The following is a 14,941-nucleotide window of genomic DNA, read 5'->3' as shown; positions in this document are numbered from 1 at the left end:
CGATCACGGCCTGCCCGCCCAGACGCGCCCGTCCGGGCCGCGGTGAATCCGCGGCCCCCGGATGCCGCGTCGATTCCCTTCGGTACGGCCCGCACCGCTACAGCGGAGTGCGGGCCGTACCGAAGGCATGTAAAGCGTGTTATCGCAAACACCTGTCAGGTCCAGTACTGGAACGGCAGCGCCTACGTGGCGGTGCCCGGTCAGTCGGCGTGCGGCGTCGCGGGCAACACCTACAACGTCACGACGTTCACCTCGGTGAACACCACGCGGCTGCGGTTGAGCATCGCCTCAAGAACCGGTTACTCGACCGGCGTAGTCGAATGGATGGCGTTGCGCACAGGGTCATGAGAGCCGTCTGGACAGCGGCCCGGTTTCGGCGCGCGCCCGCGATGGGCGCACGCCGTACCGGTGTTTTTCGATATATATCCACAAGTAGCCGGAAATTTATCTTTGGATGTTATGATAGGAAAATAATCCTTTTGTGATGAGTAGCATCACGGCGTATATCCCAGAGAAAGGGAATTCGCCTGTGTGTTACGAAGCAGACGCCGTGCCGCCTGTGCCCGCGTCGTCGGCCGTCGTCCTCTCCTCGGGACGCGTCACGCTGCCCTCGGCCGACGGGACCGAGGTCGCCGCCTTCCACGCCGTGCCCGGCGGCCCGTCCGGAGTGGGAGTGCTCGTCCTTCCTGACAACCGCGGTCTTTCCGGGTTCTACGAGCAGCTTTCCCTCCGCCTCGCCGAGCACGGCCATCCGGCCGTCGCGATCGACTACTTCTCCCGGACGTCCCGGCTGGAGGATCGCGAGCCCGAGTTCCCGTTCATGGACCATCTCGGCAAGCTCACCAGGGACGTCCTCTACGACGACTTCACGGCGGGTGTCACCTGGCTCCGCTCGCGCGGGTGCGCGGCCGTCGTTTCGCTCGGCTTCTGCCTGGGCGGCCGGTTCGCGTTCACGACCGCGCTCGAGCGGTTCGGCCTGGCCGGTGTCGTCGGGCTGTACGGCTATCCCGACGAGTTGTTCGGCGCGGCGGGCCCGACCCAGCTCGCTTCCGGTTTCACCGCGCCTGTCCTCGGCATGTTCGGAGGCGGCGACGAGGGCATCCCTCCGGCGGTCGTGGACGCCTTCGGCCACGCGCTCGAGAGCGCCGGTGTGCCCCATGATTTCGTGACCTACCCCGGGGCGCCGCACGGGTTCTTCGAGATGGGGAACGAGGAGTTCGCCGGCGCCTCGGCCGACGCCTGGCGGCGGATCCTCGCGTTCCTCGACGAGCGGTCCTGACGCCCGAGGGTGGCCGCCCGAGGCGACCTGACCTCGCCTCGGGCGACCACCTGCCAGGGTAGGCGCCCTTCGCCGATATCGGAATCTCTCCAGACCGCACGGGCTGTTAGAGTCCGGGCATGCGATTGATCGTCTCTCCTCCGCCCGCGTCCTAGCGGGCGGACTCCCTCTCACGAGCCGGGCCGGAAACGGCCGGGCCGGTGGTCTCTGCCCGCTTCCGGGCCTGATCGACCACTCAGCAGAGAGAGACGTCACGATGACGCGCGTTCACACCCTGTCCGAACGGCAGGGTTTCAGTTATGTCCTCGTCGCCGCGATCGCCTGGGGGACGGGAGGCGCCGCGGGGGCACTCCTCACCCGCACCGGCGACCTCGGCCCGGCGGCCGTGTCCTTCTGGCGGTTCGCCATCGGCGCGGCGCTGCTCGTCGCCGTCCGGCGGCTGGGCCGCCTCCGGCCGCGGGCGGGCCGTACCGGCTGGCGGGAGGCCGCACTCGCGGGCCCGCTCATGGCGGTGTGCCAGGTGGCGTACTTCGCCTCGATCGCCGAGACCGGCGTCGCGCTCGCCACGATGATCACCATGGGGGCCACGCCCGTGCTGGTCGCGCTCGGCGGCCGCGTGTTCCTGCGGGAGTCGCTGGGCCGGGCCGAGGGGATCGCCATCGTCCTGTCGGTGGGTGGACTGCTCCTGATGACAGGCGGCGACGGGACATTCTCCCTCGGGGGGATCGCCTGGGCGCTGCTGTCGGCCGTGTCCTACGCCGCGACCACGCTGCTCGCCAGGGCGTCGGCGGCCGACCCGTACGGCCGGGCGGTGGGCGGGTTCTCCGCCGGCGCCCTGTGCCTGCTCCCCGTGGCGGCAGTCTCCGGGCTGGTGCCGTCCCATGCGGACGTGCCGGTGCTGGCCTATCTCGGTGCGGTGCCGACCGCGTTGGCCTACGCGCTGTTCTTCTCGGGACTGACCCGGGTCGGCGCGACGACCGCCTCGGTGGTCGTGCTGCTGGAGCCGCTGGTCGCGGCTGTGATCGGCGTGGTGGCACTGGGGGAGCGGCCCGGCCCCGGCCAGGTCGCGGGCGGCGCGCTGCTGCTCGCCTCCGTCGTGGTCCTGGCCCGGGCGCAGGTCGGCGGAAGGGCCCGGTGAATTGAATCGACCGCTGCCCGGCGGTCGCTGTGCGGTCCTGTCGCCGAAAGGCGGCCGGGCGGGCGGCGGCCGCCGGGCCGGCGTTTCCGATTCGAGCGTTCGCCCGGCCGTTCACCGGCACTCCACCGAAAAGGTTTCTGTTTGCGCTATCACGTTAATCACCTCAGAATTCGTCGATTTATGGCCGGGCCGAATTCGTCACTGCGCAGGTCGTGCGGTTAACCGAATTGTGTCCTTGACGGGGATGAGTGTTATCGCAAACACTCGGGAAACCGAGAAGGGACGACGCATGACGACTCCGCAGCGTGGAGACATCCCCCATCGGCCGAAAGTGGCCGTGATGGAGGACGTGGCCGAACTCGCCGGTGTTTCGGCGATGACGGTTTCACGGGTGCTCAACGCGCCGGAGAAGGTGCGGCCGGAAACCAGGGCGCGCGTCCTGGCCGCCGTGCAGGAGCTGGGCTACCGGCCCAACTCCGCGGCACGGGTCCTGGTCACCGGCAGGTCGGGCGTCCTGGGCGTGGTCAGCTTCGACACCACCCAGTACGGCCCCGCGTCCACGCTCTACGCGATCGAGCGGGCGGCGAGGCAGAACGAGTACTCGGTCAGCATCGCGAGTCTGGACGCGCTCAACCGCAAGTCGATCGCGGAGGGCGTCGGCCGGCTCACCTCCCAGTCGGTGGACGGCGTCATCATCGTCGCCCCGCACGAGTCCGCGACCGACGGGCTGCGGCACCTGCCGCCGGACCTGCCCGCGGTCGCGGTCGACGCGGGGGACGGAGTGCCCTTTCCCGTGGTCATGGTCGACCAGCACGCGGGGGCGGCACGGGCGACTCGCCATCTTCTCAGTCTCGGTCACCGGACGGTGTGGCATCTGTCCGGCCCGGCCAACTGGGTGGACGCCAACGCGCGCGTCGCCGGATGGCGGTCGGTGCTGGAGGCCGAGGGCCGTGAGGTCCGCGAGCCTCTGGTCGGGGACTGGTCCGCGCGCTCGGGCCACGAACTCGGCCGTCGCCTCGCCCTTGAGGACGATCTGACCGCCGTGTTCGCGGCCAACGACCAGATGGCCATGGGACTGCTCAGAGCCCTGAGGGAGGCGGGGCGAAGGGTTCCCGAGGATGTCAGCGTGGTCGGGTTCGACGACATCCCGGAGGCGGCCTACTTCTGGCCGCCGCTGACCACGGTCCGCCAGGACTTCGCCACGGTCGGCCGGCTGGCCTTCCAGCTCGTGCTCGACCGGATCGACGGCGTCCTGGGAGAGCGCAGGCTCAAGGTCGAGCCCGAGCTCGTCGTCCGGGAGAGCGCGGGTGTGAGCCCTCCCGGTTGAAAACGTGGCCCGTGCCCGGGGACGCGCACGGCCATGAATGTTAACGCAAACACAACCAAATGCTAGATCGAGTCGACCATCCGCTCCACGAGTCCCCGACCCGTGGAGGACGGCTGGAGCGACGTACTCCTCCACCACCCCCCTGAGAAGAAGCAAGGAGAGAGTAATGAGAAGGAAGCTGCCGGCAGTGCTGCTCAGCGCCGCCCTGGCCTTCGTCGTCACCGCGTGCGGTAGCGGATCCGGCGGGACCACCACCGCAGACGACGGGAAGATCACGCTGGGCTTCTCGCAGGTCGGCTCCGAGAGCGGCTGGCGCGAGGCGAACACCAAGTCGATCAAGGAATCGGCGTCGACCGCGGGGATCGACCTCAAGTTCTCCGACGCGCAGCAGAAGCAGGAGAACCAGATCGCCACGATCCGGTCCTACATCCAGCAGAAGGTCGACGTCATCGCGTTCTCGCCGGTCGTCGTCACTGGCTGGGACGCGGTGCTCAAGGAGGCGCAGGCGGCCAAGATCCCCGTCGTGCTCACCGACCGGGCCGTCGACTCCGACGCCTCGCTGTACGTGTCCTTCCTCGGCTCCGACTTCGTCAAGGAGGGCGAGGCGGTCGGCGACTGGGTCCTCAACGAGTACAAGGACGCCACCGGGCCGGTGAACATCGTCCAGCTCGAGGGCTCGGTCGGGTCGGCGCCCGCCATCGACCGCAAGAAGGGCTTCGAGGCCAAGATCGCGTCGAACCCGAACCTCAAGGTGATCGCCTCGCAGAGCGGCGACTTCACCCGGGCCGACGGCAAGGAGGTCATGACGGCGATCCTCAAGGCCAACCCCAAGATCGACCTGCTGTTCGCGCACAACGACGACATGGGCCTCGGTGCCATCCAGGCGATCGAGGAGGCCGGCAAGAAGCCGGGAGTGGACATCAAGATCGTCACGATCGACGCGGTCAAGGACGGCATGCAGGCGCTGGCCGACGGCAAGATCAACTTCATCGCGGAGTGCAGCCCGCTGCTCGGCGACCAGCTCATGGAGATCGTGAAGCAGATCAAGGCCGGCCAGCCGGTGGAGAAGCGGATCATCACGAAGGAGACCACCTTCACCCAGGAGCAGGCCGCCGAGGCATTGCCGAGCCGCAAGTACTGAGATACGACCCACTCAGACACGACCACTGAGACCAGGCGCGAGGGGACGGGGCCCCTCGCCTTCTCTCTGAGAGGAGCCCCAGCATGCCCGGAGCCGTGCTGGAGATGATCGGCGTCAGCAAGGGATTTCCGGGAGTGCGGGCGCTGGCCGATGTCGACTTCCGGCTGTTTCCCGGAGAGATCCACGCCCTGATGGGCGAGAACGGGGCCGGGAAGTCCACCCTCATCAAGGTGCTGACCGGGGTGCACTCCGCGGACGCGGGGGAGGTGCGGCTCGGCGGTGAGCGGGTCACGGTCACCGGCCCGCAGCACGCGCAGAGCCTCGGCATCAGCACCGTCTACCAGGAGGTGAACCTCTGCCCGAACCTGACCGTGGCGGAGAACGTCTTCATCGGCCGTGAGCCGTCGAAGGCCGGCGCGATCCGATGGCGTGAGATCCGCCGCCGGGCGGCCGAGCTGCTCACCCGGTTCGGCGTGGACGTCGACCCGGGTGCGCGGCTCGGCACGTGTTCCCTGGCCATCCAGCAACTCGTGGCGATCGTCCGCGCGGTCGACATCTCGGCGAAGGTGCTGATCCTGGACGAGCCCACGTCCAGCCTGGACCGCGACGAGGTCGAGCAGCTGTTCACGGTCATGCGCAGGCTCCGCGACGACGGAGTGGCGATTTTGTTCGTCTCGCACTTCCTCGACCAGGTCTACGAGGTGAGCGACCGGATGACCGTGCTGCGCAACGGCGCCCTGGTCGGGGAGTACGAGACCGCGCGGCTCAGCCGGATCGACCTCGTCGGCCACATGACCGGCCGGACGCTCAGTACGCTCGAGCAGCTGCACGTCCGCGACGAGACGGCCCGCGTCCAGGCCGAGCCCGTGCTCAAGGCCGACGGCGTCGGCCGCAGGGGTGCGATCGCGCCGTTCGACCTGGAGATCCATCCCGGTGAGGTGGTCGGTCTCGCCGGGCTGCTGGGCTCGGGCCGTACGGAGGCGGCGCGGCTGATGTTCGGCGCGGACCTCGCCGACTCCGGCACGGTCGCCCTCGGCGGTGCGTCCGTGCCGCTGCGGAGTCCGAACGCCGCGATCCAGCATGGCGTCGCGTTCTGCCCGGAGAACCGCAAGAGCGAGGGACTCATCGAGGACCTGACCGTCGGTGAGAACATCGTGCTCGCGTTGCAGGCCGCCAACGGCTGGCTGCGGCCTCTGTCGCAGGCCAGGCGCCAGGAGCTGGTCGGGCGCTACATGACCGCGCTCAGGATCACCCCGGCCGATCCGGACATGCCGGCCCGCAACCTCAGCGGCGGCAACCAGCAGAAGGTGCTGCTCGCCCGCTGGCTCATCACCCAGCCGAAGCTGCTCATCCTCGACGAGCCGACCCGGGGCATCGACGTCGGCGCCAAGGCCGAGATCCAGAAACTCGTCGTCTCACTGGCGGAGGACGGCGTCGCCGTCCTGTTCGTCTCCGCGGAGCTCGAGGAGGTCCTGCGGATCAGTCACAAGATCGAAATCCTCCGCGACCGTCGCCTGATCGCCGAGATCGGCGACACCGGCTCCGTCACGCCCGAGGGGATCCTGGAGATCATCGCGAACGGAACGACATCATGAAGGCAGTCACCGGGCACCGTCTCTTCTGGCCGGCCGCCGTGCTGGTCGTCATGCTGCTGGCCAACGTCGTCGTCACCCCGGGGTTCTTCTCCGTCCAGGTGAGGAACGGTCACCTCTACGGCAGCCTGGTGGACATCCTGCTGCTCGGCTCGCCCCTCATGCTCATCGCGCTGGGAATGACCGTCGTGATCGCCACCGGCGGGATCGACCTGTCGGTCGGCGCGGTGGTGGCGATCTCGGGGGCACTCGCCTGCTACCTCATCAGCGGTCAGCAGGACCAGGGCGCCGTCACCGGGGTGCTGGTCGCCGTCGCGCTCGCGCTGGCGCTGTCCGCGGTGCTCGGATTCTGGAACGGGCTGCTGGTGGCGCGCGTCGGACTCCAGCCCATCATCGCGACGCTGATCCTCATGGTCGCGGGGCGCGGGGTCGCCCAGCTGATCACGTCGGGGAAGAACATCAACGTCAACAGCCCGCCGTACAAGCTGATCGGGGGCGGCTACTGGCTGACGCTGCCGTTCGCCGTCATCGTCGTGGCCGTGGTGGTCGCCCTGACCGGCCTCGCCGTACGGCGGACCGCCCTCGGCATGCTGCTGGAGGCGATCGGCGGCAACGCGGAGGCGTCCCGGCTGGTCGGGATCCGCTCCCGGCGGCTCATCGTCCTGGCGTACACCTTCTGCGGGTTGTGCGCGGGCATCGCCGGGCTCATGATCAGCTCCAACATCTCCACGGCGGACGGCAACAACGCCGGGCTGTGGATGGAACTGGACGCGATCCTCGCGGTGGTGATCGGCGGCACGGCGCTGACCGGCGGCCGCTTCACCCTGGCGGGCACCATCCTGGGCGCGTTGGTCATCCAGACCTTGTCCACCACGATCTACACCACCGGCGTCCCCTCGCAGGTGACGCTCGTGTTCAAGGCGGTCGTCGTGGCGATCGTCTGCCTGATCCAGTCGCCGGCCTTCCGGGCGAAGGTGTTCCGCCGCAGGGCCAGGCCCGAGGCTCCTCCGCCGGCCGCACCCGCCGCGGCGGACGTGGAGGTGAACGCATGACCACGCTCGGTTTGAAGGGCCCCGTCCGGATCCGGCGGGAGCACGCCGCCGTCCTGGTCACCTTCGGGCTGCTGGTCGCCATGTTCGCGGCCGGTTCGATCGTGTACCCGGCGTTCGGGTCCGCCCAGGTCGTGGTCGACCTGTTCATCGACAACGGCTTCCTGCTCGTCATCGCGATCGGTATGACGTTCGTCATCCTCACCGGTGGGATCGACCTGTCGGTGGGCGCGGTGGCGGCGCTGTCGGGCATGTTGTGCGCCTTCCTGCTCGGACAGTGGCACTGGCCGGTGGCCGTCGTGCTGCCGCTGGTACTCCTGGTGGGAGTCGGGTTCGGGTTCGGGATGGGCTACGTCATCCACCATTTCGAGATCCAGCCGTTCATCGCGACGCTGGCCGGGATGTTCCTCGCCCGCGGCCTGTGCTTCGTCATCAGCGTCGACCAGATCTCGATCACGCACCCGTTCTTCACCGAGTGGGCGCAGACGCGGATCCCGCTCGGGGAGGAGACGAACGTCACACCGACGGTGCTCATCGGGCTGGTCGTGTTCGCCGCCGCTTTCTGGACGTTGCACTACACGCGCTTCGGCAGGGCGGTGTACGCCATCGGCGGCAACGACCAGTCGGCGCTGCTAATGGGGTTGCCGGTGGCCCGGACCAGGATCCGCGCGTACATGGTCAGCGGTCTGTGCTCCGCGCTCGGCGGCATCCTGTTCGCCTTCTACACGATCTCCGCGAGCGGGCTGCACGAGGTGGGGACGGAACTGGACGCCATCGCGGCAGTGGTCATCGGCGGCACCCTGCTCACCGGCGGCTCCGGCTATGTGGTCGGCACCGTGCTGGGCGTCATGCTGCTCGGGACCATCCAGACCATCCTCAGGTTCCAGGGCACGCTGAGCTCGTGGTGGACGCGGATCGCGATCGGCGTCCTGCTCCTGCTGTTCATCCTGCTGCAGCGCCTGCTGGGCTCGTCGAGGACCAGGCGCTGACCCCTGCCCCCGCACCGGCGCCGATCTCGATCAGGGGAGCGCCGGTGCGGGGAGGCCGGGGTGCGTCCCTCAGGCCTCCTCGTCCGCGGGCGGTCCGGACAGGCGGGCGATCTTGTCGGGGTTGGCGATGAGGTAGACGGTCTCGATCAGTCCTCCGCTGATCACGAGGGAGATGACCGTGATCACACGGCCTTCCGCGCTCAGGACGACGCCCGGCCCGCCGTTCACGTCGGTGATCTCCATGTCGATGTCCGCGGTGAGCGGGGCGCCGATCGACTGGAGGAACCGGATGACGCCGTCCTCGGTCGCGATGGCGGCGAGGAAGGCGGCGACGTTGCGGGAGCCCTCGAGGATCCGCAGCGGCGCCCTCGCCTTGCCTCCTCCATCGCCGACCAGCGTGACCTCCGCCGCCAGCATCGCCATGAGGCCGTCCAGGTCGCCGCCGGTGGCGGCCCCGATGAACCGCTCGGTCACCTCACGGCGCCGCGCCCGGTCCACGTCGAAACGCGGCCGCCGCTCGCGCACGTGGTCGCGCGCCCGCCTCGCCAGCTGCCGTACGGCGGGCTCGCCCCGGCCGATCATCTCGGCGATCTCGGCGTGGGAGAACCCGAACGCCTCTCTCAGCACGAAGACGGCACGTTCGAGGGGTGACAACGTCTCCAGCACGACCAGGAGGGCCAGTTCCACACTGTCGGCCACCTCGGCCTGCTCGGCCACGTCCGGCGCCGTGATGATCGGCTCGGGCAGCCACGGGCCGACATAGGTCTCCCGCAGCGATTTGACCTTGCGGAGCCGGTCGATCGCGAGGTTGGTCGTCACCCGGACGAGATACGCCCTCGGGTTGCCGACCTCCGCCGGGTCGATCTCCGACCAGCGCAGCCACGCCTCCTGGACCACGTCCTCGGCGTCGGCGGCGCTGCCGAGGATCCGGTAGGCCACACCGATCATGAGGTCGCGGTGCTCGTTGAACCGTTCTGCGGTCATATGAGGACATGCGTATCACACGGACCCGGGCGTGACATCGGCTTCGCGAGCCCCGTTCGATTACCCGGTCCCGCGCGGAGTCCTGTAGAGTTTCACTCGTCGCAAGGGGCTATAGCGCAGCTGGTAGCGCACCTCCATGGCATGGAGGGGGTCTGGGGTTCGAGTCCCCATAGCTCCACTCGTGACAGAGGACCTGCGGGAAACCACCCACTGGGTGGCTTCCCGCAGGTCCTTTCTTCTTTCGGCCGGACGATGATCCCCGGTGGCCCCGATGCGGGCCCCCTCGGCGGGCATGCCGACGGCGGATAGAGTCGCCGGACGGCTGCTCGCGCAAGCGCCGCCAGAGTCGGCAGGAGACCGGATGACAGACCGTGACGGGACGCGGCGGGGCACGGACGACGGCGTGCTGTATCGCCGGGTGGCCGCGGATCTGCGCGACGCCATAGCGGCCGGGTCGTACGGCTCGGGCGGCAAGCTGCCCGCCGAGGCGGCCCTCGCCGAGCATTACGGGGTCTCCAGGGGCACGATCCGGCAGGCCCTGGCGTTGCTGCGCTCGAACGGCCTCGTGACCTCCCGGCGCGGCACCCGGCGCGTGGTGCTCGGCACCGCGCCGGTGCAGAGTTTCTCCGAACTGCTGAGCTTCACCAACTGGGCGCGGTCGATAGGCGAAGAACCCGGCGCCGTCCTGGATTCCATGGTGGCCCGCCCCGCGGACGGCCAGGAGCGCGAGCAGTTGCGCCTGGAACCGGGCGCCGACGTGTACGCGGCGCGGCGGGTGCGCACTCTGTCCGGCCGGCCGGTGATGATCGAGCGGACCGTTTACCCGGTCTGGGTCGGCGAACTCGTGGCCGAGCTGCCCGCGAACGAGGTGTCCTACACCGAGCAGCTGCTCGAGCACGGCATCGTGTTCGCCGACGCCGACCACACCATCGACCTGGCCTACGCGGACGCCGACGACGCCCGGCTGCTGGGATGTGCCGAAGGCGCCGCGCTGCTGCGCGAACGCCGTCACACGACCGATCCGGCGGGGCGGCCTCTGGAGTGGTCCGAGGACCGTTACCTGCCGGGCACCGTCGCCTTCACGGTGCACAACTCCATCGCCGCCTCCGCCCTCTCGCGCCTGCACCGCGCCGGCCCGGCCCGCTGACGAGCGGTCAGCGGCGCAGCAGCGAGGCGAGCAGCGGCCGGAAGTGCTCGAAGTCCGGGGTCGCCGCGTCGGTCTCCTTGGCCTCGTCGTCCCAGCGTCGGACCGCGACAGCGTCGGCCGCGCCGGGCAGGGCGGCGAACGCCGCGGCCTCCTGCTCGTTCATGGGGCCACCCTGCACCTGAAGGGTGTACTCCGACGCCTCAGACAGCAGCGCCCGGTAGCCGGGCTCGACCGCGCACAGGTAACGCTTCGCGGCGACGTGCAACCGCACCGGCTCGGTGACCTCCGGACCGAACCACCGGGCGAGCAGGTCGGCACCGGTGTGGCTGTGCCGGTTGTCGGTGCCCGCCATCAGGTCGTGCCCGCTGACCGGCCCTGAGAAGTGGCCGACGTCGTGCAGGAGCGCGGCCGCCACCAGGTGCGCGGGAGCGCCCGCGGCCTCCGCAAGCGCGCCCGCCTGCAGCATGTGCTCGGCCACGGTGACCACCTCACCCAGGTAGTCGGCCGAACCCGGGCCGTGGAAGAGCTCGGCGAGCTCATCGAGGACGGCGGTACGCCGCAGCACCGCCAAGGTGCTCGCCAGCCCGTCGAGGTCGGCGTAGGCGCCCTGCAGGTGCCGGGCTCCCGCCTGCTCGAAGGCGGTGCGTGCGTGCAGCAGCCGCGTGTTGTCGAAGATCAGGCAGTCGCCCGGCCCCAGACGGAACGTCAGCTGCAGTTCGGGACGCAGCAGCAACTCGGCGAAGGTGCGGTAGGCCGCGTAGAAGGCCTCGAGTTCGCGGGCGGGAAGGCGCAGGGTGCCCATCGACCGGTTGTTGAACCGTACCTCGCGGATGCGGCCCATCGGGTCGAGGTCGATCAGCGGGCGGTGTGCCGTCAGTTCGGCGCGGGCGTCGCGGTAACCGAAGGGCACGGGGGTGCGGGTCAGCACGGCGAACGCCTCGGGGTCCTCTTCGCGCAGCAGCGCAGCGGCGTGGAACCCGTCGACGAGCCCGGAGTCGCCGCCCTCGGCAGCGTTCCTGAGGCAGTGCAGCAGCTGGATGGTCGGCACCGGGTCGCGGTACGGGTTGTCGGTGTGCGGGGCGATGGCCAGCGAGGAGAAGGCGAGGTTGTCCGGAGCGGGCTCCACCCGGACGTCGAAGAGCTCGCCGTAGTTGGTCTCACGGACGAAGCCGAAGGACCGGGCCACGGCCAGGACCTGGCCCTCCTCGGCCGGCACTGAACGCAGCAGGGCGAAGCCGAGCTGCTGCACGGCCACAAGCACCCGCGCACGCTCCCCGTCCGCTGACAGATAGGCCGGCCAGTCCGCCTCCGGCAGTACCCCCAGGTCCGCGGCTTCCCACAGTTGCTTGCCGGCCTCGTTGCGGTGGTCCCCCTGGTCCGGGTCGGCCGGTCCGGCGGTCAGCCACTCGACGGCGTAGACCGAGCGGTGGCCGTCCGGAGACCAGATCACCTCCACCGCATCCGCGCCGTGGACCTGCCGCGCGGTCACGGCGCCGACGGCGAGGCCGGCCGGCAGGTCGGTGATCTGAAAGAACTTCTGCCCGCTGCGCGGATCACGGCACTCGGCGCACGGGCAGTTGTCCCGCAGCCATGCCGGAGGCGGCCCCGCGACGAGGGCGGCGGGGTCGGTCGCGGGGGGCGCGGAAATCGGCAGGTCCGGCATGGTGTCCTCCAGAGGCGGGAAAGTTGTATAGCCAACTTATGCCCACCTTGGTGTCCGGCAGGCGAGTCGAGGAGGACCACGCGGTGAACCCACGCTGTCGTGTTCAGGGGAAGGCGGGTGCCGATCCGCCGTTCCTCGATGTGCGGGTCGCGGCGGGTCAGGCCGTGACGTGGCGGGTCCGGCGTCGGCGCCAGGCGAGCGCCGCGGCCTGGAGGACGAAGAACGTGCCGCCCGCGGCCGTGTAGGTGACGAGCGGGGCGAGGCTCGGGTTCTCGCCCGCGGCCTGGACGAAGTACGTCGAACCCGCGATCACCGAAAGAGCGCCGGCGATCAACATCGGCCACTGCAGGCCCAGTTCGGGACCGCGCCGCCGTACGGCGACCGTGAACTGGGCCACGCCGGAGACGACGGCCCAGACGCCGAACGCGAACAGGACCGCCGCGTCGCCGCCGGCCGCCGCGAGGCCCAGCGCCACGGCCGCCAGGGCGCTGAGCGCGGTGTTGAACACCTGGAGCGTCCGGGCCGGGGTGCCGGGATCCTCCCGCACGTCGAGCAGTGAGGCCACCACGTCGATCAGCGGATAGGCGACGAGCAGGACGACCGACGCGGCGGACATGGAGTCGTGGACGGCCGAGAAGCCCACGGCCCAGGCGATCGCGACGAGGCCGCGGACGAGGTAGATGCGCAGCAGGACGGACATGAGAGTGCGAATTCCCTTCGAGGCTCGGATACTCCGATCACTCTCGTGCGCCGGGCCTCCCGCGGTCCCCAGGGGAGGACCCTGGCCGGAGCCCTGGTTCCACGGGTGCTCCCCGCGGGCGCCCGGAGCACGCCGGCAGGAGCACGCCGGCAGGGGCACGCCGGCAGGGGCACGCCGGCAGGAGCACGCCGGCACGGCAGGGACGGCGGTCCCGATCTCGTCCGGGACCGCCGTCGTCAAGCGAAATGGATCAGGTGGCTCAGGTGGTCACGCAGCGGTAGCTGGAGGCCGCCGCCGGGTCGCCGTGCCCGGTGTACCGGGCCACCTGCGGGTACCGGCACACGTCGCGGGTGACGGGCCTGCCGTCGGCTCCGGTGGTCGCCGCGGCCAGGGTGGCCGGGGCCTGGCCCTTCTCCACCCACTGCACCAGCGCGCCCAGCGCGTCGGTCGGCTGCGGGCCGGGGCCGCCGCCGCAGTGGGTCACGCCGGGGAGCAGGAAGAGCCGGTAGAAGTCGTCGACCTTCTTGTCGCCGCCCATGAGCCTGTCGACGCGCTCGCGGTAGTCGACGCTGCCCTGGGTGGGGACCAGTTCGTCAGCCTGGCCGTGCCAGCTCAGCAGCTTGCCGCCGGCCTTGCGGAACGCGGACAGGTTCGGGTCGCCGGTGCCGATCACGTCGTTGAAGTCCCGCTGGGACCGCCGGAAGATCTGGGCGAAACTCCGGTAGGTCAGCGTGGTCGTGTCGAACCGCGGGTCCTTCTCCACGAAGTACTTCACCCAGTTGTCCGCGACGAAGAAGGGCACTCCGACCTGGGCCAGGTAGCCGAAGCTCGCGCCCTTGTTCGGGCCGTACCAGAGCTTTTCCCCGTCCGGTGAGACCGGCCCCGCCCAGATCTTGTCGACCACCTCGGCGTCGGCTGCGGTGATGGTGATCTCCTTGCCTTCGCAGAGGACCTTGACGCCGACCAGGCGCCGCGCGTCCCAGTGGCAGGACGCCGGGTCGTCGATGATGCCGTCCTTGACGCCGTCGAGGTCGTCGCAGGCCTTGACCGCGGCGGTGTTGAACGCCTCGAGTTCGCACTGCGTCGGGTAGGTCTTCTCCTCGTTGAAGACCACCTGCGACCAGAGCGTGGCGACCGCGAACCGGTCCCAGTCGGTCGCCGGAGCGTCGGCCAGGATGCCCTGGAAGTCGCCCGGATGGTCCTGCGCCTCAGCGAATCCCTGACGGCCGCCGGTCGAGCAGCCGTTCCAGTACGCGTACCGAACCGGGCTGCCGTAGAACTTCAACGCCACGTCCTTGCCGACGACCGCCATGTCGTGCAGCGACCGTGAGGCGAAGTCCTTGAGCAGCGGCGTGTTGACCTCGCCGTCGGGGGCCAGCGCCCACCCGCTCACGTCGATCGGCGAACTGCCGACACCGGCGTCGGTGGCCGCCGCCACATAACCGGCCTTGACCGCGGTGACGAGCGGGGCGCCGAAGTCGCCGGCCAGATACGCGCTGCCGCCGGTGGCCTGGAACCGCCCGGTCCACTTGTGCGGGTCCCGGGGCAGCGAGATCTTGACATTGACGTGGTCGTTCGCGCCAGGATGGGTGAGCGTGACCGTGATGTCGCACCAGGCCGGGACGTCGGTGATCGGCGCCGGAGTGGGCAGCGGAGGCGCATCGGGGAACGTGACGGTGCCCCCGGCATGGGCGGCCGCCGTCACCGACTCGATCTTGGCGCCGGGCGGAGCGGAGACGGGGAGCGTGGAGCAGACGGTCGAGGCGGCGTCGCCGCCGTGGTGGACGGCCGCGTCGGCCCCTGTCGGCGCCAGCGCCGCCGACAGGGGAACGATCGCCGCGACCATCAGCATGATCAGACGTTTCATGCCGGCCACTTTCACGTGGATGGTGCCGGCTTCGCCCCAGGGAGGCACACGGGGGTCGCTCCCCG

Annotated in this window: 13 protein-coding genes and 1 tRNA gene; 10 read left to right on the top strand and 4 right to left on the bottom strand. The window is 70.0% G+C overall.

The window, feature by feature from the left end; translation table 11 throughout:
• Positions 1-186: 186 nt before the first annotated feature.
• From Pka01_RS19020 to yjfF, 8 genes are all read left to right on the top strand, one after another.
• Entirely contained in the window at positions 187-348 is a 162-nt protein-coding gene (locus Pka01_RS19020; protein WP_239115115.1) for a hypothetical protein, read from the top strand.
• Positions 349-529: 181 nt separating this feature from the next.
• On the top strand, positions 530-1,279 hold the full coding sequence (locus tag Pka01_RS19015; protein WP_203884132.1) for a dienelactone hydrolase family protein: 750 nt from the start codon (positions 530-532) through the stop codon (positions 1,277-1,279).
• A gap of 256 nt (positions 1,280-1,535) precedes the next feature.
• Positions 1,536-2,417, top strand: coding sequence for a DMT family transporter (locus Pka01_RS19010; protein ID WP_203884131.1), 882 nt, complete (start codon positions 1,536-1,538; stop codon positions 2,415-2,417).
• 289 nt (positions 2,418-2,706) lie between these two features.
• The gene (locus Pka01_RS19005) at positions 2,707-3,744 is read left to right on the top strand and encodes a LacI family DNA-binding transcriptional regulator (RefSeq protein ID WP_203884130.1); all 1,038 of its coding nucleotides are present in this window, start codon (positions 2,707-2,709) and stop codon (positions 3,742-3,744) included.
• A gap of 166 nt (positions 3,745-3,910) precedes the next feature.
• Complete coding sequence (locus Pka01_RS19000; protein WP_203884129.1) at positions 3,911-4,885, top strand: ABC transporter substrate-binding protein; 975 nt, start codon at positions 3,911-3,913, stop codon at positions 4,883-4,885.
• A gap of 83 nt (positions 4,886-4,968) precedes the next feature.
• Positions 4,969-6,480 (top strand): sugar ABC transporter ATP-binding protein, encoded by a 1,512-nt coding sequence (locus Pka01_RS18995; protein ID WP_239115114.1) that lies wholly within the window; start codon positions 4,969-4,971, stop codon positions 6,478-6,480.
• Complete coding sequence (locus Pka01_RS18990; protein WP_203884128.1) at positions 6,477-7,529, top strand: ABC transporter permease; 1,053 nt, start codon at positions 6,477-6,479, stop codon at positions 7,527-7,529. Before Pka01_RS18995 ends, Pka01_RS18990 begins: the two co-directional genes overlap by 4 nt.
• On the top strand, positions 7,526-8,515 hold the full coding sequence (gene yjfF / locus Pka01_RS18985; RefSeq protein ID WP_203884127.1) for a galactofuranose ABC transporter, permease protein YjfF: 990 nt from the start codon (positions 7,526-7,528) through the stop codon (positions 8,513-8,515). Before Pka01_RS18990 ends, yjfF begins: the two co-directional genes overlap by 4 nt.
• A gap of 69 nt (positions 8,516-8,584) precedes the next feature.
• Here the strand turns inward: yjfF and Pka01_RS18980 are convergent, their stop codons facing one another.
• Entirely contained in the window at positions 8,585-9,499 is a 915-nt protein-coding gene (locus tag Pka01_RS18980; protein ID WP_203884126.1) for an RNA polymerase sigma-70 factor, read from the bottom strand.
• Positions 9,500-9,604: 105 nt separating this feature from the next.
• Between Pka01_RS18980 and Pka01_RS18975 the strand changes: the two genes are divergently transcribed.
• Together Pka01_RS18975 and Pka01_RS18970 are read left to right on the top strand one after the other, a co-directional pair.
• Positions 9,605-9,677: transfer RNA gene (locus Pka01_RS18975), tRNA-Ala, on the top strand.
• Between the two features lie 183 nt (positions 9,678-9,860).
• Complete coding sequence (locus Pka01_RS18970) at positions 9,861-10,646, top strand: GntR family transcriptional regulator (protein WP_203884125.1); 786 nt, start codon at positions 9,861-9,863, stop codon at positions 10,644-10,646.
• Between the two features lie 7 nt (positions 10,647-10,653).
• On the opposite strand, the gene tmpA is transcribed toward Pka01_RS18970, so the two are convergent.
• From tmpA to Pka01_RS18955, 3 genes are all read right to left on the bottom strand, one after another.
• Positions 10,654-12,309, bottom strand: a complete 1,656-nt coding sequence (tmpA, locus tag Pka01_RS18965) for a 2-trimethylaminoethylphosphonate dioxygenase (protein WP_203884124.1) — start codon at positions 12,307-12,309, stop codon at positions 10,654-10,656.
• 157 nt (positions 12,310-12,466) lie between these two features.
• On the bottom strand, positions 12,467-13,009 hold the full coding sequence (locus Pka01_RS18960; RefSeq protein ID WP_203884123.1) for a hypothetical protein: 543 nt from the start codon (positions 13,007-13,009) through the stop codon (positions 12,467-12,469).
• 259 nt (positions 13,010-13,268) lie between these two features.
• Positions 13,269-14,876 carry a tannase/feruloyl esterase family alpha/beta hydrolase gene (locus Pka01_RS18955; RefSeq protein ID WP_239115113.1) on the bottom strand — a complete coding sequence of 536 codons (1,608 nt, stop codon included), beginning with the start codon at positions 14,874-14,876 and terminating at the stop codon, positions 13,269-13,271.
• Positions 14,877-14,941: the final 65 nt, after the last annotated feature.

This window comes from Planotetraspora kaengkrachanensis (assembly GCF_016862895.1).
GTDB classification, from domain to species: Bacteria; Actinomycetota; Actinomycetes; order Streptosporangiales; family Streptosporangiaceae; genus Planotetraspora; species Planotetraspora kaengkrachanensis.
This window is presented reverse-complemented; position numbering and strand designations above follow the sequence as displayed.